We start from the raw sequence: 18,849 nt of genomic DNA on the forward strand, positions 1-18,849 counted from the left end.
GGGAATTAAGGATGAAGATAGTAGTAGTAGGTGGTGGACCAGGTGGATATGTAGCAGCTATAAAAGCTTCTATGCTTGGTGCAGAGGTAACAGTTATTGAGAAAAGAAGAGTTGGAGGAACTTGCTTAAATGCAGGATGTATACCAACTAAAGCACTTCTTGCTTCTTCAGGAGTATTAAACACTGTAAGAGAAGCAAAAGATTTTGGTATAGAAATAGATGGAACAGTTACACCAAACTTCACTGCCATAATGGAAAGAAAAAATAAAGTAGTAAATCAATTAATAAGTGGTATAGAATTCCTATTTGAAAAAAGAGGAGTAAAACTAGTTAATGGGTTTGGAAAATTAATTGATAAGAATAATATAGAAGTAACAAAAGAAGATGGAACAGTAGAAACTATAAAAGCTGACAAGATAATACTAGCAAATGGTTCTGTTCCAGTTGTACCAAGAATGTTCCCATATGATGGAAAAATAGTAATAACTAGTGATGAAGTTCTTGGACTTGAAGAGATACCTGAATCTATGTTAATAGTAGGTGGTGGAGTTATAGGATGTGAGATAGGGCAGTTCTTTAGAGCCTTAGGAACAGAAGTAACTATAGTTGAGATGGTTGACCAAATACTGTTAAATGAAGATAAAGATGTAGCTAAACAACTACTTAGACAATTTAAGAAAGATAAAATTAAAGTTATCACAGGTATTGGAGTTCAAACTTGTGAAGTAGTTGATGGCAAAGCTGTTGCAACTCTTTCTAATGGAAAGGTTATAGAAGCACAATATGCGCTAGTATGTGTTGGTAGAAGACCTAACCTTGATAATTCTGGAGTAGAAGATATAGGAATTGAAATGGAGAGAGGAAAAGTAGTAGTTAATGAGCATCTTGAAACTAATGTGGAAGGTATATATGCAATAGGTGACATAATAGATACTCCTTTCCTAGCACATGTTGCATCTAAGGAAGGTATCGTAGCAGTTGAAAATGCTTTAGGTAAAACTAAGGCAGTAGATTATAGAGCAATTCCAAGATGTGTTTATACAGAGCCTGAAGTTGCTGGTGTTGGTAAAACTGAAAAGCAACTTGAAGCTGAAGGTGTAGAATACAATGTAGGTCAATTTGATTTTAGAGGTCTTGGAAAAGCACAAGCTATAGGACATTTCCAAGGATTTGTAAAGATTATAGCTGATAAAGAAACAGATAAAATAATAGGTGCAGCAGTAGTAGGACCTCATGCTACAGATTTATTAACAGAGTTGTCACTAGCTGTTCATCTAGGATTAACAGTAGAACAAGTAGGGGATGCAATACATCCACATCCAAGTTTATCAGAAGGACTAATGGAAGCTCTTCATGATGTACATGGTGAATGTGTTCATTCTGTACCTAAATTATAATACGTAAACAGAGTACATAAGGCTCTGTGGCTAGATTTAAGGGGGAAGTCTTAAAATGGGATACAATATAGCTGTTGCAGGAAAAGGTGGAACTGGTAAAACAAGTCTCACAGGGCTTTTGATTGATTATTTGGTTAAGGACAATAAGGGACCAGTATTAGTTGTAGATGCTGATGCCAATGCTAATATAAATGAAGTATTAGGTATCGAAGTTGAAGCAACGATAGGAGAAATAAGAGAAGAAGTAAATCAAAGAGAAAAGTTAGGCAATGCATTCCCTGGTGGTATGACAAAAGCACAATATCTACAATTTAGATTAAATTCTATAATTGAAGAAGGCGAAGGATATGACTTATTAGTAATGGGTAGATCAGAAGGTGAAGGATGTTACTGTTTTGTAAATGGAATACTTAGAGAACAAGTAAACAAAATATCTGGTCATTACAAATACTTAGTCATGGACAACGAAGCTGGTATGGAACACCTAAGCAGAAAAGTCACTAGACATGTTGATACACTTTTATTGGTTAGTGATTGCTCAAGACGTAGCATACAAGCTGTTGCTAGAATAAGAGATTTAGCTGAGGAACTAAAATTAAATGTTGGAAGAATACTTCTAATTGTAAATAAAGTTCCAAATGGGGTTATGAATGATGGTGTTAAAGAAGAAATTGAAAAGCATAACCTAGAGTTAATCGGTGTTGTACCTATGGATGAATTGATATATGAATATGACTCTACAGGTATTCCTTTAGTTAATTTACCTGAAGATTCAAAATCTAAAGTGGCTATGAAAGAGATTTTTGCTAAATTAGAATTAAAATAGGTTTAAGGGGGAAAAAAATATGGCATTTAAAATGTCTACTCAAAAATATTCTGGAAAAATATCAGAAGTTGAAGTAGGAATAGGGGAAAAGGCAATTAAATTAGGTGGGGAAAATGTATTACCTTTTTATAGTTTTGATGGAGAAGTAGGGAATTCTCCAAAAATAGGTATACAAATATCAGACGTTTATCCTGAAAGCTGGACTGATTCATATAAAGAGTTATACAAAGATGTAGCTAAGTGTCCAGTAGAATGGGCTAAATATGTTGAAGCTAATACACAAGCAGACTTTATTTGTTTAAAATTTGATGGTTCTGACCCAAATGGATTAGATAAGTCAGTTGATGAATGTGCTGATGTAGCTAAAGCAGTAATTGAAGTAATAGAATTACCTTTAGTTGTAGCAGGTTCAGGAAACCATGAAAAAGATGGTAAATTGTTTGAAAAATTAGCTCAAACATTAGATGGGCATAATTGCTTATTTATGTCAGCAGTAGAAGATAACTACAAAGGAGTAGGAGCATCAGCTGGTATGGCTTATGCACACAAAGTTGGAGCTGAATCTTCTGTTGATATAAACCTAGCTAAACAATTAAACGTACTGTTAACTCAACTAGGCGTTAAAGGTGAAAATATAGTTATGAATGTTGGATGTTCAGCAGTTGGTTATGGATATGAGTATGTTGCATCTACTATGGATAGAATTAGACTTGCAGCATTTGGTCAAAATGATAAGACATTACAAATGCCTATCATAACACCAGTAGCTTTTGAAGTAGGTCATGTTAAAGAAGCTATAGCTCCTATAGAAGATGAGCCAGATTGGGGTTGTCCAGAAGAAAGAACTATAGCAATGGAAGTTTCAACTGCAGCAAGTGTTTTAGTAGGTGGTTCAAACGCAGTTATACTTCGTCATCCAAAATCAATAGAAACTATAAAAGAATTGGTTAACGCATTAGCTTAATTAAATTGTTAAGGTTAGGGGGAAAAAATAATGGCATTAAAAGCTTTAGATATATTTAAATTAACACCAAAGAAAAACTGTAAGGATTGTGGATTCCCAACTTGTATGGCTTTCTCTATGAAGGTTGCTTCAGGAGCTGTAGAAGTAGGTAAATGCCCACACATGTCTGATGACGCTATAGCGAAATTATCAGAAGCTACAGCACCTTTAATGAAAGCTTTAAAAGTTGGTACTGGTGCATCTGAATATGAACTAGGTGGAGAAACAGTATTATTTAGACATGAAAAAACATTAGTAAGTAGAAATAGATATGCAGTTTCATTCTGTACTTGTATGAGTGATGAAGCAGTAGATTCTAAAATAGCTAACATGAAAAAAGTTGACTATATAAGAATTGGTGAACAAATGAAAGTTGAAATGGTTGTTTTAGAGTATTGTGGAGATAAAGACGCATATTTAAAATTAATAGATAAAATAAAAGGTAGTGGATTAGAAGTAGCTTATATTTTAGCTTGTGATGATGCACAAGTAGTTAAAGAAGCTGTTGAAGTATTAAAAGATACTAGACCAATGGTATATGGAGCAACTAAAGAAAACTACAAAGATATGATAGAAGCAGTTAAAGGAGCAAGCTTACCATTAGGTGTAAAAGCTGGTAGCCTAGAAGAATTATATGAAACAGTTGAATTAGTTCAAGCTGCTGGATATAAAGAATTAGTATTAGATGTAACAGGAGAAAACATAAAAGATACTTACACTAATGCTATACAAGTTAGAAGAATAGCTTTAAAAGAACAAGATAGAACATTTGGATATCCTTCAATAGTATTTGCAAATAGATTATCTAATTCTAACCCTATGATGGAAATTGCTTTATCATCAATATTTACTATAAAATATGGTTCTATAATAGTAATAGATGATATCAGTTATGCTAAGGCATTACCATTATTTGCACTAAGACAAAATATATACACTGACCCACAAAGACCAATGAGAGTTGAACCAAAGATTTATCCAATCAATAACCCAGATGAAAACTCTCCAGTATTAGTTACTGTTGACTTTGCATTAACTTACTTCATAGTTGCTGGAGACATAGAAAGATCAAAAGTTCCAGTATGGTTAGTAATACCAGATGCAGGTGGATATTCAGTTCTTACATCTTGGGCTGCTGGTAAATTTGGTGGAAACTCAATCTCTGCTTTCATTAAAGAAAGTAAAGTAGAAGAAGTAACTAATTGTAAAGACCTTATCATTCCAGGGAAAGTTGCAGTACTTAAAGGTGATATAGAAGACAACTTACCAGGATGGAGTGTAGTTATAGGACCAGAAGAATCTATGGAATTACCTAAGTTCTTAAAAGGATACCAAGAAAAAGCATGCCAAACAAACTAATAAAATATTAACTAACTATTAATATTAAATTTAAAGGGGGACATTATAAATGGAAAAATTTATGATTATAGGTGAAAGAATACACTGTATCTCACCTTCAATAAGAAAGGCATTAGCAGAAAGAGATCCAGCTCCAATATTAAAAAGAGCAAAAGAACAATTAGAAGCAGGAGCACATTATATAGATTTCAACATAGGACCTGCTGAAAGAGATGGCGAAGAAATAATGACATGGGGAATCAAATTACTTCAATCTGAGTTTAACAATGTTCCTATAGCACTAGATACAGCTAATAAAAAGGCTATTGAAGCTGGGCTTAAAGTTTATGATAGAACTAATGCAAAGCCAATAATAAACTCTGCTGATGCTGGTTCAAGATTTGATTTAATAGATATAGCAGCTGAATATGAATCAATGGTTATAGGTTTATGTGCAAAAGAAGGTATCCCAAGAGATAATGATGAGCGTATGGCTTATTGCCAAGAAATATTAGAAAAAGGCTTAATGTTAGGAATGGAGCCAACTGATATATTATTCGACCCATTATGCTTAGTTATAAAAGGTATGCAAGAAAAACAAGTAGAAGTTTTAGAAGCTATAAAAATGATGACTGAGATGGGACTTTTAACTACAGGAGGATTATCTAACGTATCTAATGGATGTCCTAAACATGTTAGACCTGTTTTAGATAGTGCATTCTTAGCAATGGCAATGGCTAATGGATTTAGTTCAGCTATAATGAATCCATGTGACCCAGAATTAATGAAAACTGTAAAATCTTGTGACATAATCAATGGGGCATCTTTATATGCAGACTCTTTCTTAGAGTTAAATGAAGGTGGATTTGCTTTCTAGGGTTTTTAGGGTATAGTTAATAAAAAATAGGTGTAAATATTAAAGGGGGAAATAGAATGAATCTATATAATATAATCTTTACAGGGTCAGAACAAGCTTTAGGTGCAGCTCAAGCTATGCTAGCTGAAGCTATAGAAAAAAACGGAAAAGAACATAAAGTTGCTTTCCCTGATACAGCATACTCATTACCTTGTATATATGCTGCAACAGGACAAAAAATGAACACTTTAGGGGACTTAGAAGGTGCTTTAGAAGTAGTAAAATCTTTAATAAACAGAACTCATTTATTAGAACATGCTTTTAATGCTGGTTTAGCTACAGCTTTAGCTGCAGAAGTAATTGAAGCATTAAAATACTCAACTATGGATGCTCCATATAGTGAGCCATGTGCAGGTCATATAACTGACCCTATAATCAGATCACTTGGTGTACCACTAGTTACAGGAGATATACCTGGTGTTGCAGTTGTTCTTGGTGAATGTCCTGATGCTGAATCAGCAGCAAAAGTTATAAAAGATTACCAATCTAAAGGTTTATTAACTTTCTTAGTTGGTAAAGTTATAGACCAAGCTATAGAAGCTGGAGTAAAAATGGGTCTTGAACTAAGAGTTATACCTCTAGGATACGATGTAACTTCTGTTATACATGTTGTATCTGTTGCAGTAAGAGCAGCATTAATATTCGGTGGATTAACTCCTGGTGATTTAAATGGATTATTAGAATACACAGCTAATAGAGTTCCTGCATTTGTTAATGCATTTGGACCATTAAGTGAATTAGTTGTATCTGCAGGTGCTGGAGCAATAGCTTTAGGATTCCCAGTTGTAACTGACCAAACAGTTCTTGAAGTTCCAATGAACTTATTAACTCAAAAAGATTATGATAAGATAGTAGCTACTTCATTAGAAGCTAGAGGAATAAAAATAAAAGTTACTGAAATACCTATCCCAGTTTCATTTGCAGCAGCATTTGAAGGTGAAAGAATTAGAAAGAGTGACATGTTCGCTGAGTTTGGTGGAAATAGAACTGAAGCTTGGGAACTTGTTGTTAAGAAAGAAGCAGCAGAAGTTGAAGACCATAAGATAGAAATAATAGGACCAAATATAGATGAAGTTGAAGCAGATGGTGTATTAAGATTACCACTTGCTGTAATAGTTAAGATAGCTGGTAAAAACATGCAAGAAGATTTCGAGCCAGTTCTTGAGAGACGTTTCCACTACTTCTTAAACTATATAGAAGGTGTAATGCACGTTGGACAAAGAGATATGGCTTGGGTAAGAATTTCTAAAGATGCATTTGATAAAGGATTTAGACTTGAGCATATAGGAGAAGTTTTATATGCTAAGATGTTAGATGAATTTGAATCAGTAGTTGATAAGTGTGAAATAACTATAATTACAGATGCTGATAAAGTTTCTGAATTAAAAGGTGAAGCAATAGCTAAGTACAATGCTAGAGATGAAAGATTAGCTTCATTAGTTGATGAGAGTGTTGAAACTTTCTATTCTTGTAACTTATGTCAATCATTTGCACCAGCTCACGTTTGTGTTGTTACTCCTGAAAGACTTGGTCTTTGTGGAGCAGTTAGCTGGTTAGATGCTAAGGCTACTAAAGAACTAGACCCAACAGGACCTTGTCAACCAATAGAAAAAGGCGAGTGCTTAGACGATAGAACAGGTGTATGGAATTCAGTAAACGAAACTGTAAACCAAATATCTCAAGGTGCAGTTGAAGCTGTTACATTATACTCTATATTAGAAGACCCTATGACTTCTTGTGGATGCTTCGAGTGTATCTGTGGTATAATGCCAGAAGCAAACGGATTTGTTGTAGTTAATAGAGAGTTCCCAAGTGTTACTCCAGTTGGTATGACTTTCGGAGAACTTGCTTCTATGACAGGTGGAGGAGTTCAAACTCCAGGATTCATGGGACATGGAAGACATTTCATATCTTCTAAAAAGTTTGCTTATGCAGAAGGTGGACCAGAAAGAATAGTTTGGATGCCAAAAGAATTAAAAGATTATGTAGCTGATAAATTAAATGCTACAGTTAAAGAAATGACTGGAATAGAAAACTTCTGTGATATGGTTTGTGATGAAACTATAGCTGACGATTCTGAAGGCGTATTAGCTTTCTTAGAAGAAAAAGGTCATCCAGCATTAGCTATGGAAAGTGTAATGTAATTGATGGAAAATTTAAAATAGTGTGATATAATATTAATATGATTTAAATAATTTAATCAATAATATAATATTGGGGGTCTATCGAAATGAAATTATTACCAGAATTAAAATACTCTAAAGATCATGAGTGGGTGAAAGTAATTGATGGAGATGTTGTATATATAGGTATAACAGATTATGCTCAAGATCAATTAGGAGAAATATTATTTGTTGAAACACCAGAAGTAGAAGATACTGTAACTAAGGGAGTAGATTTTGGAGTAGTTGAATCTTCTAAAGTAGCTTCTGACTTAATATCTCCTGTTAATGGTGAGGTATTAGAAGTTAATGAAAAATTAGAAGATGAGCCAGAATGTATAAATGAAGACCCATACGAAAACTGGATATTAAAAGTAAAACTAGCTGATGTTGCTGAACTTGATACGTTATTAAGTGATAAAGAATACGAGGCTGGATTAGAATAATTAAAGATTAGTATATTATTATAATTGGGGAAAGTATAGTAAAATTTGAGTGCACGCAAATTTAGCTATACTTTCCTTTTATAATATATAAAACAAATTGGGAGGGATAACATGATAAAAGTAACTTTTACACCAAACAATAAAGAAGTTTATTGTAATGAGGGAGATATATTATTAGAGGTTGCAAGAAATGCAGATGTGTTTATAGATGCTCCTTGTAATGGAAATGTATCATGTGGTAAATGTAAGGTAAAATTATTGAATGGGAAGGTTGACACAGAAAAAACAAGACATATAACAGATGATGAGTGGGAACAAGGTTATATATTAGCTTGTTGTACAAAAGTAGTCTCAGATATAGAAATTGAAGTTCCTTCTAAGGTATCATCTTCTATGCATGGTATGAAGATAGAAGGTAGTAATAAAAAGGGAGATAGAGAAATATTTGAAAGAGCTAAAAAGATAATTGAAGAGCATAATCTTCAATTTAAAACAAATATAAAAAAGAAATACATAGAAATGGAAGAGCCAAACTTAGATGATAATATAAGTGATGTAGATAGATTAGAGCGATATGTTAGAAATAATCTAGGATATAATGAAATCGATTTTAGACTTGATATACTTAGAAAGATGCCAACAATATTTAGAAAGAGCGATTTTAAAGTTACAATAACATATGTCCAAAAACAAAAGAAGCTTACGATTATAAATATAGAAGAAGGCAACAAAGAAAATTCATTGTATGGAATTGCAATAGATATTGGTACAACTTCAGTAGTTGTATGCCTAGTTGACTTATATTCAAAAGAAGTAGTAGACAAAGCTTCTTCTGGAAATGCACAAATAAAATACGGAGCAGATGTTATAAATAGAATTATATATTCAACTAAGAAAAATGGACTAGAGACACTTAACAAAGCTATAGTTGAAGAAACTATAAATCCACTATTGAAAACAATATACGAAAGAAATGGCATAAATAAAGAGGATGTAGTTACATTAGTAGCTGCTGGAAATACAACTATGACAAGCTTATTCTTAGGTGTGTATACAGACTTCTTAAGACAAGAGCCTTACATACCTCCATTTTTAAAATCTCCAAAACTGATGGGTGAAAATGTGGGTCTTTTTGTAAATGATAGTGCATATGTGTACTTAGCTCCATCTGTTGCAAGTTATGTAGGAGGAGATATAACAGCAGGTGTATTATCAGCAGGTATATGGTCAAGTGAAGAAAATGTTTTATTTATAGATTTAGGAACTAATGGAGAGATAGTATTTGGCAATCAAGATTATATGATGAGTTGTGCATGTTCAGCAGGACCTGCCTTTGAAGGTGGAGGAATAAGCTGTGGAATGAGAGCATCAGCAGGAGCAATAGAAAAAGTAACTATTGATAAAGAGACTTTAGAGCCAACATTAAAGATTATTGATGAATGTGCTCCAGTTGGGATATGTGGTTCTGGTATAATTGATTTAATTTGCCAAATGATTACTAAAGGTGTAATAGATAGAAGAGGTAAGATATACAGGGATTTAGATAATAAGAGAGTTAGATTTAATGAGCATGAGATAGGAGAATATGTATTAGCATTTAAAGAAGAATTTGATTTAGAAAATGATATAGTAGTCAATGAAGTTGATATAGATAACTTCATTAGAGCTAAGGGAGCTATATATTCAGGTGCATATACTCTTGTAGACAGCTTAGGTATGGATTTTAGCGTATTAGATAGAGTTTATATAGCAGGAGGTATAGGAAATAATTTAGACATAGAAAATTCAATAATTATAGGATTACTTCCTGATATTGAGAGAGAAAAATTTACTTATATTGGAAATAGTTCTCTTGTTGGTTCTTACTTAGCTCTTATAAGTAAAGATGCAAAAAATAAGCTTGAAGAAATAGGTAATCAAATGACTTATGTTGAACTTAGTGTATATCCAAGTTATATGGATGAATTTATATCTGCTTGCTTTTTGCCACATACAAATATAGAGCAGTTCCCAACAGCAAAAAGATTACTTGAAGAGTAAAACGTAACTGAAAAGGAATAAATTATGAATAAAAATTTATCTGAAAAAATGAAAATGGCTTTTGATGTTAAACTAAATAATTTTGGAAATAAAATAGAATTTGCTTATCCTAATCAGACACTAGCACTTAGTACTACAAGTAATAAATGTAGTTTAAAGTGTGCTCATTGTAATGGTCACTACTTAAACAATATGGTGCCAATAGAGGATTATAAAGAAAAAGTAAAATCAAGAAATATAACTAGTTTTCTATTAAGTGGTGGTTGTAGCTATGAAGGAGATGTGCCAATAAATATCCATATTAAGACTATTAAAGACTTAAAAGAGCAAGGATATAGACTGAATGCTCATTTAGGACTTATGGATAAATATAGTATTATAGAGTTGTGTAAGTATTTAGATATAGTTTCTTTTGATTTAGTATTTGATAAAGAAACAATAAGAGAAGTTTACAAGATAGAAAAAAGCAAAGAAGATTATATTGAAGTTTACAATACAATAAGAGAAAATACAGAAGTAGCACCACATATATGTATTGGTTTAAAGGGAGGACAAATAAAGGGTGAATATGAAATCATAGAATATCTACAAAAAAATCCTCCTAATAAACTTACATTTATAGTCCTTATTCCAACAAAAGGAACTGAGTATGAGAATGTAGAGCCTCCTGAGCTAGAAAGAGTAATAGACATCCTATGTGAAGCTAGAATTAATTTGCCAGATACTGAAATTAATCTAGGTTGTATGAGACCGAGAGGAACATATAGAAAAGAGTTAGACCAGCTATCTATAATGTGTGGAGTCAATAAAATAGTATTACCATCAAAGTCTGCTAAGAATAAGGCTATAGAAATGAATATGACAATAACTGAGTGTAAGGAGTGTTGCGTTTTATGATTAGATTATCATCTGGGACAGCAATAGAACTTGGAATATTAAATAAAAAAAGCGATATACCTCCCACTACAGCATATATAATGATTGGAGAAAAATGTATAAATAAATGCAGTTTTTGTTCTCAATCAATAGAAAGTAGTACTAGAAAAGATAAGTTATCAAGAGTAGTTTGGCCAGCGTTTTCTAAAGAAGAAATATTGGATGCTTTAAGAATTTATAGAAAGAAAAATATAAAGAGAATATGTATTCAATCAATGGCGAGTGAAGAAGCGCATAAATCTGTTTTAGATTTTATAAATTATATAAATGGTAAAATAGATATGCCTATTTCATTGTCTGCAAAGTTAGAGAGTGATGAAGAAATAAATAAGTTTTTTTCAGCAGGAGTAGATAAAATAGGAATAGCAATAGATGCAGCAAATAAAGAATTATATGAAAAAATAAAAGGAAATAATTATAATGAAAAGTTAAAATTTATAACTGATATGTCAAAATCCTATCCTAATAAAATAAGTACTCATATAATAGTTGGTATGGGTGAAAGTCATAAGGATATATATAACTTATATAATTATTTAAAGGAAAATAATATAACGATTAGTTTATTTGCATTTACTCCAGTTAGAGGAACTAAAATGGAAAAAGTAAGTCAACCAAATATAGAAAGTTATAGAAGAGTACAATTAATGTCTTATATGATAAATAAAGGTTATTCAAAAGAATGTTTTGAATTTAAAAATGGATATTTAGATAGTATCAAGCTTGATAATGATGTTATAAAAGACATAAACAAAGGATACCCTTTTGAAATAAGAGGATGTAAGGACTGTAATAGACCATATTATAATGAAAGACCAGGAAGTACTATATACAACTATTCAAGACCTTTAAATCAAAATGAGATAGATTTAGCGATAAGAGAAATAAATTTATAAGTGATTTCTAGGATATATTTATACTAAAGATGGGGGCGTAATAATCATGAATCAGTGGAGAGTTATACATAATAAATCATATGATGGTGCAATGAATATGGCAATTGATGAAGCTATATTTACTGCATACAAGAAGGGACATAATAAGCCGACACTTAGATTTTATACATGGGAGCCAGCTTGTTTAAGTATAGGATATTTTCAGAAATTGGAAGATGAGATAGATTTGGATAAGTGTAGATGTATGAATATAGATTATACTAGAAGAATTACAGGGGGAAGAGCGGTATTACATGATAATGAGCTAACTTATAGTATAACTATAGGAGAAGATAATCCTTTAATAGATAAGAGTATCAATCAATCTTATAGATATATAAGTGAAGGTCTAGTTAAAGGTTTGAATTTAAGTGGTATAGAAACAGATAATTTAAATAGAGGTGAGAGAATAAGTAGGGAAAATCTATCAGCTGCATGTTTTAATGCACATGCATCATATGAAGTTACTATTAATAATAAGAAGGTCATTGGAAGTGCTCAAAGCAGAAAAGATGGAGTTTTATTGCAACATGGTTCAATAATATTGAATTTTGATGTAGAAAAATTATTCAAATTAATAAAAACAAAAACACCAGAACTTAAGGAAAGGGCTATGAAATTTACATCTAAGAAGGCTAGTGGAATAGAAAATGAACTTGGCAAAAAAATAGACATAGATATTCTGCAAGAAAATATAGTAAAAGGATTAGCCAACCAATTTAATGTTGAGTTTGTAGAGGAAGATTTGACTGATTATGAGAAGCAATTAGCTGAAGAATTATATGAAAAATATAAGAATGAAGAGTACAATAAAAAGCGTTAACTTTAATTGACTTTATATAAATTAAAGTGCTATACTTAAGGTATAATAATATACGAAAATTGAAATCATGAAGATTTCTTTGGTGTATTGAAATACCTAAGGAAATCTTTTTTTGATTTTTAATAAAAAAATCATATTAGGAGGAGATTTATATGTGTGAATCATCAGCTTTCATTTGTAAAAGTAATAATGAATTAGAAAAGGTTATGGAAAATGTGGTTAATATAGACCCTTGTGATGGAAAGATTTATTTAACTGATTTATTAGGAGAGCAAAAGATAATAGATGGAATAATTAAAGAAATAAGATTGATGGACCATAAGATAATAATACAAGAAAATTAATTAATAGGGGAATTTTATATGATAATAGCAGTGATAGATGGAATGGGTGGAGGTATTGGAGCCCAGATAGTTTCTTCTCTGAGAGAAGAATTACCTACATATGTGGAAATTTATGCACTAGGGACTAATTCTATAGCAACTAGTTCTATGATGAAGGCTCATGCTAATAAAGGAGCTACAGGGGAAAATGCTATAGTAGTGTCAGCCAAAAAAGCGAATATAGTAGTTGCACCTATTTCTGTAATAATACCTAATTCTATGATGGGAGAAGTTACTTGCAATATAAGTGAAGCTATTGCAGATAGTGAGGCACTAAAGATACTGTTACCTATTATGCCTGAAAATATAGAGTTAGTTGGATTAGAAGGTAAACCATTAGCACTACTTGTAAAAGATTCTGTAAGTCTTATAAAGAAAGAATTTAATATAAAATAACAGGGGGAATAACTAATGATTTTTGATAGAGAGATTGTAAGATATCATCATGGTAATCATGACCATGACCACTGCCACGAACATACTCATGGAGATATATGTCATGAACATCCACATGACCATGCTCATGATAATGACCACGAACATAGTCATGAGGAATCATCAGAGTCTAAGGATGAAAAAACTTTAAAAATACTTTTAGTACATTGGATAAATCACAATGAAACTCATGAAGAAGGATTTAGAGAGTGGGTTGAAAAGGCTAGAGCTATTGGAAAAGAAGAGACAGCAAAAAATATTGAAAAAGCTATAGAGTGTATGGAAGAGGCTAATAAGATGTTGTTAGAGGCTAAAAAACATATGTAAATATGATTAATCGCTTATATTGTTTGATATAGGCGATTTTTACGTTTTTTGATATTTAATTATTGAAATTTCTAGAAGTTATGTAATATACTTTAATGAGTAAATTTTATTATAAAATTGAATTATTTAATGCTCAGTGTTGATATACTGTGTATTATTATTTAAAACTAGTACTAATGTTAAGATACTCTTAAAACTGTTTAAAATTACTTCAATATTAGATATAATAAAGATTAATATGATTAAAAGATTTTATTTTAGAGTTCAAAAAATTTATATGTTTATATGAAATTTTTTGTTTGAAAAGGAGATGAGTTATTTATGAAAGATGGTCATATACATTCACCTTATTGTCCTCATGGAAGCAAGGATGATTTTGAGAAATACATACAAAGAGCAATTGATGTTGGCATAACAGAAATGACATTTACAGAGCATTTTCCATATGCAGATGGATTTAAAGACCCTGCTCCTGAAAATGATAGTTGTATGAGTATTGAAGACTTACCTAAGTATCTCAATGATGTTAGGAAGTTGAAGGATAAATATAAAGGTAAAATCAAGATAAATGTAGGGTCGGAAGTAGATTTTATAGAGGGTTATGAAGAAGGAATAAAGCAAAACTTAGATAAATATGGATATGAATTAGAGGATTCTCTTTTATCAGTACATATAATTAAGATTGATGATGACTACTATTGTGTGGATTATAGTGTGGAAGAGTTTCAAAATTTGATTGATAAACTAGGAAGTATTGAAGCTGTTTATAATAAATATTATGAAACATTGATAAAAGCTATAAATTCAGATTTAGGAATATATAAGCCAAGAAGAATAGGTCATTTAAATTTAGTTAGAAAGTTTAATCAAGTATTCCCATATAATTATGAAGGAAATAAAACTCTTGAAGAGTTAATAAAGCTAGTCAAAGAAAAAAGCTACGAGCTTGACTACAATGTTTCTGGAAATAGAAAAGAATACTGTAAAGAACCTTATATAGATGGATACTTATTAAAGTTAGTAAAAGAATATGATATTCCACTAGTGCTAGGTTCAGATTCTCATTGTGCAGAGGAAATAAATAACTATAATATTTTTTAGAGATATTCACATAAAAGACTGTAGATAAGTTTGTATAAAATAAATTTATCTACAGTCTTTTTCAAGTTTAGTTAATTTAAAATAATAATGGAAATTAAAACTAATATATTTTATTTGTATGTTCTTATGTCAATTTAGTAATTTGAAAAATTATTTTGTGTTTAAAGCTATTACTTCATAAGTTTATCATTTTCCATTATTATTGGGTCAAGCAATTCTTCTCCCCACTCTGTCATTTTCAATCTATTGAACATATAATTTTTTACATCTTTTTTACTTTTAAATTTAGTAACTTGATAAGGAGATGTAACTCCATACTTTTCTATAAATAGAATATCATTATTAGTCTTAATACATATACCTGTATGACCTATAAATACGTTTTTAGTTTCTGGATAGCGAATAAATCCACTTATAATAGACATATTTTTATTATCTTTAAAAGATATTTTTCTCTTTTTCCATTCATTTTTTATTTGTTCTGCATTTTTGTTTATATCATCTGTATCTTTAGTTGGTATTGCAGAAAAAAAGTTAATAAATTTATCTACATCTTTAGGACTAAACTTAGCATCTTTATTGTTTGTTATAGTATCTAAATCTATACTTAAATCAATGGAGTCTCCAGTAAATTTCTTATTTGAATTTATAAAATCTTTGAAAAGTCTAAAAGCTGTTATTCTACAATTTACATCCATATAATCAGTATATTTTTTCATCCAATTATCTTGTAGTTTTTCTAGGTCGTATGGAACTTGTTTTTCACCAGTTGAAGAATATCCAGATTTAGATATGTTTATATTATTTTGAAGTATTTTAACTTGATGTCTGTTATAATTATTAACTGCTTTAATAAATATATCTATGTCTTTTTTATTAACCTTATTTTCTTCTAAAACTTCTTTTACATTATTTTGAACTTTTTTATCTATCATATTAGAATAAACTAATTTATTATTCTTGATATTGGAATATGCAAATATAGTAATCATACTTGATAACACTAAGACAACTGAGCATATTATTATTAATAGATTTTTTTTCACTTCTATCTCTCCTTTTTTAATTTATTTTGTCGACATATTTATAGTATATAGTACATTTAATTTTAGCTTCAATATGTTTTTAATTACAAAACTGTTGTAAAAAATATAACTTTATTTAAAACTTTTTTTTAATATGTAAATATATATACTAAGATAGGGTATGTGTTTTTTGAATATTTAGATAATTGTTCTTAATATGTCTTATATATCTTGTATAGCAGAAATAAATAAATTGGTGCTAGAATAGGTAGATATTTTAGATTTAATTATTATAAGTTTTTAAGTAAATAAGTTGGATTGAGATATATTCAAACTTTTCATTTTATTAAAAAGATATTTTATTAGTTTGATTTTAAAGCTATTGATAAATATAAAAATCTTATTATTTGATTTCAACTATTCCTCAAAAAAGTAGCTTTTAAGGAATAGTTGAAACAAAAAGTTTGGTTACATAATAGTAATTTTAGTTACAAGAATGAAACTGTAAAACTTATGACTTTCTTTATATAATTGCATTGAGAATATTTAATTTAGGAGGTAAGATATGAAAGTGAAAAAATTAAAAAATAGTGTAGTATCAGCATTAACAATTATGATGATTGGAGCATCATTGACAAATGTATCAGCTATGGAATTAAATAAGAGTAAGGAATTTGAGACTAAATACAATGAAATGAAAAGAGATTTTCAAGAGGAATATGGAAACGAGGACAAATTCAATATAACATTAGATGATGAATTTACAAAAGAAGAAGTTAATGGAGCTAAGGGGCTTATAAAGACGACTAATAAAGTGAATAATGAAGTAGTAATATTAAATTATTTTGATGAGATGAAATCTGGAATTGAATTTGAGTTGAAGCCAAAAGAAGAAAAAAATTCGATTTTAAGAGACGAATTCCAACAAGGATATGGAAAAGAAGATAAGTTTAAAGTTGTATTAGATGATGAATTTACAAAAGAAGAAGTAAATGGAGCAAAAGGAATTATAAAGACAACAGATAAAGAAACAGGTGAAGTTGTTGTATATAACTACTTTGATGAGCTTGAAAAATAATATTAAATGTAAACATGCTTGTATAAAAATATAAAGTAATTAAATTCAAAAACATTGTATCAAAAATATAGGATAATTAAATTTAAAAAATGTATTAAAATATAAAATAACCAAATCTAAAAACAAATGTATTAAAAATATAAGATAACCAAATCTAAAACGATTGTATTAAAAATATAAAATAATTAAACATAAAAGGTTGCATCAATATAAAATTTAATATGAGGGTGAACTTTATATATTTAGAGTTTATCCTTATATTAAATAAAAAATATAACTTGTTAAATTAAAATTTAAAAAATCAGTCTATTCAATTTGTACTAATATTCTATAGAATTTAATCAATAAAGATTAAAGAGCGTTAAAAAGAAAAGTTACTAGCAGAACATTATCTATATCTTTCTATTTTATTGTCCTCTTCTAAAAATTCGGTTAAAGTTTCATTAATAGCTATTAAAGTGACATTATAAGCAGATAATATTTTTTCTAGTCTTTCTCCAAAAACACCATTGCTAACTAATAAATCAGCATCTTCCTTATCTAATATAGAAGACAATACACATTCATTATTTGAAACTTACATTTAAACAAAAAAGTAAAAATAGATATTTAATAATTCTAAATAACTTAAATTTTACAAAATAATTGACTAAAATATAATTTTATTATATAATTTACTAGTATAGATAATCTGGAGAAGTACTCAAGTGGCTCAAGAGGATCCCCTGCTAAGGGATTAGGCTGGGTAACCGGTGCGAGGGTTCGAATCCCTCCTTCTCCGCCAATTATTAAAGGCTATTCTTGTTAAAAGGTAGTCTTTTTGTAGTGTCTATTAATAAAAGTAATTTATAAAGAAGAACTAGAGAAAGGAGGAAATAGATGACAACTTTAATTTTTTTCATAGTGGGAATAGCATCTTTAGTGGTTGCTTTTGTTATTGATGGAGGACATGTTGGAGCATTATTTGTATTTTCATCAGCACTGGTTGTTTTTGGTGGAACTATAGGGGCTGTTGGAGCCTCAACACCCTTCCCTGTGTTTAAAAAGTCAATAAAGATAATGTTATTAGCTTTTAAAAATAAAAAACCTAATAATGTAGAAAATATAATCTATTTTAAAGAAATTGCAATCAAAGCTAGAAAAGAGGGTCTTCTTAGCATTGATAAAGAAATAAGTGAGAATGATGACTTAGACCCCTTTATTAGAAAAGGACTTGAACTTATGGTAGATGGAGTTGATGCAGCTACTATAAGAAATATTTTGGAATCGCAGATACAAATAACATCAAAACGACATAAAGAAGGTATATCAATATTCGATTCAGCAGGGGGATTTGCGCCTACACTGGGGATAATAGGTACAGTTATGGGGTTAGTACATATTTTAGGTAATCTTTCGAGTAATCCAGATGCGCTGGGTCCTCAAATATCTGTTGCATTTCTAGCTACATTATATGGTGTTGGTTCTGCCAACTTAATATGGATACCAGTAGCATCAAAACTTAAAGCTATAAATCAACAAGAAATAAATGAAAGACTTTTGGTGATAGAAGCGATATTATCTATACTTGAGGGTGATAATTCTAATTTAATGACAGAAAAATTAAAAATATTTTTAAATTCAAAGGAATTAATTGAACTTGAAGGAAATGATAGTAGAACTGAATAATATAATAAGG

At 30.1% G+C, this 18,849-nt stretch carries 19 protein-coding genes and 1 tRNA gene; 18 read left to right on the forward strand and 2 right to left on the reverse strand.

Features of this window, described 5'->3' with window-relative positions; genetic code table 11:
• Positions 1-11: 11 nt before the first annotated feature.
• The 15 genes from lpdA to hisJ all read left to right on the forward strand — a co-directional run bounded on the left by lpdA (position 12) and on the right by hisJ (position 15,068).
• Positions 12-1,397 (forward strand): dihydrolipoyl dehydrogenase, encoded by a 1,386-nt coding sequence (gene lpdA, locus ACTG47_RS03975; RefSeq protein WP_479926204.1) that lies wholly within the window; start codon positions 12-14, stop codon positions 1,395-1,397.
• A gap of 55 nt (positions 1,398-1,452) precedes the next feature.
• On the forward strand, positions 1,453-2,223 hold the full coding sequence (locus tag ACTG47_RS03980) for a carbon monoxide dehydrogenase accessory protein CooC (protein ID WP_021383511.1): 771 nt from the start codon (positions 1,453-1,455) through the stop codon (positions 2,221-2,223).
• Positions 2,224-2,242: 19 nt separating this feature from the next.
• Positions 2,243-3,187 carry an acetyl-CoA decarbonylase/synthase complex subunit delta gene (gene acsD, locus ACTG47_RS03985; protein WP_169469564.1) on the forward strand — a complete coding sequence of 315 codons (945 nt, stop codon included), beginning with the start codon at positions 2,243-2,245 and terminating at the stop codon, positions 3,185-3,187.
• A gap of 30 nt (positions 3,188-3,217) precedes the next feature.
• On the forward strand, positions 3,218-4,585 hold the full coding sequence (gene acsC / locus ACTG47_RS03990; protein ID WP_169469562.1) for an acetyl-CoA decarbonylase/synthase complex subunit gamma: 1,368 nt from the start codon (positions 3,218-3,220) through the stop codon (positions 4,583-4,585).
• A 49-nt stretch (positions 4,586-4,634) separates the two neighbouring features.
• On the forward strand, positions 4,635-5,441 hold the full coding sequence (gene acsE, locus ACTG47_RS03995) for a carbon monoxide dehydrogenase/acetyl-CoA synthase methytransferase subunit (RefSeq protein WP_021383485.1): 807 nt from the start codon (positions 4,635-4,637) through the stop codon (positions 5,439-5,441).
• A 56-nt stretch (positions 5,442-5,497) separates the two neighbouring features.
• Positions 5,498-7,624 (forward strand): acetyl-CoA decarbonylase/synthase complex subunit alpha/beta, encoded by a 2,127-nt coding sequence (gene acsB, locus ACTG47_RS04000; RefSeq protein WP_479926205.1) that lies wholly within the window; start codon positions 5,498-5,500, stop codon positions 7,622-7,624.
• Between the two features lie 86 nt (positions 7,625-7,710).
• A complete protein-coding gene (gcvH, locus tag ACTG47_RS04005; RefSeq protein WP_003418363.1) occupies positions 7,711-8,088 on the forward strand; it encodes a glycine cleavage system protein GcvH in 378 nt (125 codons plus the stop codon).
• 111 nt (positions 8,089-8,199) lie between these two features.
• Complete coding sequence (gene acsV, locus ACTG47_RS04010; protein ID WP_479926206.1) at positions 8,200-10,128, forward strand: corrinoid activation/regeneration protein AcsV; 1,929 nt, start codon at positions 8,200-8,202, stop codon at positions 10,126-10,128.
• A gap of 24 nt (positions 10,129-10,152) precedes the next feature.
• Positions 10,153-11,025, forward strand: coding sequence for a LipS1 family lipoyl synthase (lipS1, locus tag ACTG47_RS04015; RefSeq protein ID WP_479926207.1), 873 nt, complete (start codon positions 10,153-10,155; stop codon positions 11,023-11,025).
• A complete protein-coding gene (gene lipS2, locus ACTG47_RS04020) occupies positions 11,022-11,960 on the forward strand; it encodes a LipS2 family lipoyl synthase (protein WP_479926208.1) in 939 nt (312 codons plus the stop codon). The genes lipS1 and lipS2 overlap by 4 nt, the downstream gene beginning before the upstream one ends.
• Positions 11,961-12,006: 46 nt before the next feature.
• Positions 12,007-12,822 carry a lipoate--protein ligase family protein gene (locus tag ACTG47_RS04025; RefSeq protein WP_479926209.1) on the forward strand — a complete coding sequence of 272 codons (816 nt, stop codon included), beginning with the start codon at positions 12,007-12,009 and terminating at the stop codon, positions 12,820-12,822.
• 152 nt (positions 12,823-12,974) lie between these two features.
• Positions 12,975-13,166 carry a CooT family nickel-binding protein gene (locus ACTG47_RS04030; protein ID WP_003418375.1) on the forward strand — a complete coding sequence of 64 codons (192 nt, stop codon included), beginning with the start codon at positions 12,975-12,977 and terminating at the stop codon, positions 13,164-13,166.
• A gap of 18 nt (positions 13,167-13,184) precedes the next feature.
• Entirely contained in the window at positions 13,185-13,601 is a 417-nt protein-coding gene (locus ACTG47_RS04035; RefSeq protein WP_054269261.1) for a DUF3842 family protein, read from the forward strand.
• 15 nt (positions 13,602-13,616) lie between these two features.
• Positions 13,617-13,967 (forward strand): DUF8180 domain-containing protein, encoded by a 351-nt coding sequence (locus ACTG47_RS04040; protein ID WP_479926210.1) that lies wholly within the window; start codon positions 13,617-13,619, stop codon positions 13,965-13,967.
• Between the two features lie 321 nt (positions 13,968-14,288).
• Positions 14,289-15,068, forward strand: coding sequence for a histidinol-phosphatase HisJ (hisJ, locus tag ACTG47_RS04045; protein ID WP_479926211.1), 780 nt, complete (start codon positions 14,289-14,291; stop codon positions 15,066-15,068).
• Between the two features lie 170 nt (positions 15,069-15,238).
• Here the strand turns inward: hisJ and ACTG47_RS04050 are convergent, their stop codons facing one another.
• Positions 15,239-16,114 (reverse strand): DUF4300 family protein, encoded by an 876-nt coding sequence (locus tag ACTG47_RS04050; protein WP_479926212.1) that lies wholly within the window; start codon positions 16,112-16,114, stop codon positions 15,239-15,241.
• Between the two features lie 544 nt (positions 16,115-16,658).
• Here ACTG47_RS04050 and ACTG47_RS04055 point away from each other — a divergent pair.
• Positions 16,659-17,171, forward strand: coding sequence for a hypothetical protein (locus ACTG47_RS04055; RefSeq protein ID WP_479926213.1), 513 nt, complete (start codon positions 16,659-16,661; stop codon positions 17,169-17,171).
• 388 nt (positions 17,172-17,559) lie between these two features.
• On the opposite strand, the gene ACTG47_RS04060 is transcribed toward ACTG47_RS04055, so the two are convergent.
• Complete coding sequence (locus ACTG47_RS04060) at positions 17,560-17,727, reverse strand: hypothetical protein (protein WP_479926214.1); 168 nt, start codon at positions 17,725-17,727, stop codon at positions 17,560-17,562.
• A gap of 137 nt (positions 17,728-17,864) precedes the next feature.
• On the opposite strand from ACTG47_RS04060, the gene ACTG47_RS04065 reads away from it, so the two are divergent.
• Both ACTG47_RS04065 and ACTG47_RS04070 read left to right on the forward strand, forming a co-directional pair.
• A tRNA-Ser gene (locus ACTG47_RS04065) sits at positions 17,865-17,955 on the forward strand.
• A 95-nt stretch (positions 17,956-18,050) separates the two neighbouring features.
• Positions 18,051-18,839 (forward strand): motility protein A, encoded by a 789-nt coding sequence (locus ACTG47_RS04070; RefSeq protein ID WP_479926215.1) that lies wholly within the window; start codon positions 18,051-18,053, stop codon positions 18,837-18,839.
• The last annotated feature ends 10 nt before the right edge of the window (positions 18,840-18,849 follow it).

It is taken from the genome of Clostridioides sp. LIBA-6622 (assembly GCF_056716095.1).

Coding starts and splice junctions, on each gene's coding strand:
- lpdA (WP_479926204.1), top strand. CDS start 12: ATGAAGATAGTAGTAGTAGGTGGTGGACCAGGTGGATATGTAGCAGCT.
- ACTG47_RS03980 (WP_021383511.1), top strand. CDS start 1,453: ATGGGATACAATATAGCTGTTGCAGGAAAAGGTGGAACTGGTAAAACA.
- acsD (WP_169469564.1), top strand. CDS start 2,243: ATGGCATTTAAAATGTCTACTCAAAAATATTCTGGAAAAATATCAGAA.
- acsC (WP_169469562.1), top strand. CDS start 3,218: ATGGCATTAAAAGCTTTAGATATATTTAAATTAACACCAAAGAAAAAC.
- acsE (WP_021383485.1), top strand. CDS start 4,635: ATGGAAAAATTTATGATTATAGGTGAAAGAATACACTGTATCTCACCT.
- acsB (WP_479926205.1), top strand. CDS start 5,498: ATGAATCTATATAATATAATCTTTACAGGGTCAGAACAAGCTTTAGGT.
- gcvH (WP_003418363.1), top strand. CDS start 7,711: ATGAAATTATTACCAGAATTAAAATACTCTAAAGATCATGAGTGGGTG.
- acsV (WP_479926206.1), top strand. CDS start 8,200: ATGATAAAAGTAACTTTTACACCAAACAATAAAGAAGTTTATTGTAAT.
- lipS1 (WP_479926207.1), top strand. CDS start 10,153: ATGAATAAAAATTTATCTGAAAAAATGAAAATGGCTTTTGATGTTAAA.
- lipS2 (WP_479926208.1), top strand. CDS start 11,022: ATGATTAGATTATCATCTGGGACAGCAATAGAACTTGGAATATTAAAT.
- ACTG47_RS04025 (WP_479926209.1), top strand. CDS start 12,007: ATGAATCAGTGGAGAGTTATACATAATAAATCATATGATGGTGCAATG.
- ACTG47_RS04030 (WP_003418375.1), top strand. CDS start 12,975: ATGTGTGAATCATCAGCTTTCATTTGTAAAAGTAATAATGAATTAGAA.
- ACTG47_RS04035 (WP_054269261.1), top strand. CDS start 13,185: ATGATAATAGCAGTGATAGATGGAATGGGTGGAGGTATTGGAGCCCAG.
- ACTG47_RS04040 (WP_479926210.1), top strand. CDS start 13,617: ATGATTTTTGATAGAGAGATTGTAAGATATCATCATGGTAATCATGAC.
- hisJ (WP_479926211.1), top strand. CDS start 14,289: ATGAAAGATGGTCATATACATTCACCTTATTGTCCTCATGGAAGCAAG.
- ACTG47_RS04055 (WP_479926213.1), top strand. CDS start 16,659: ATGAAAGTGAAAAAATTAAAAAATAGTGTAGTATCAGCATTAACAATT.
- ACTG47_RS04070 (WP_479926215.1), top strand. CDS start 18,051: ATGACAACTTTAATTTTTTTCATAGTGGGAATAGCATCTTTAGTGGTT.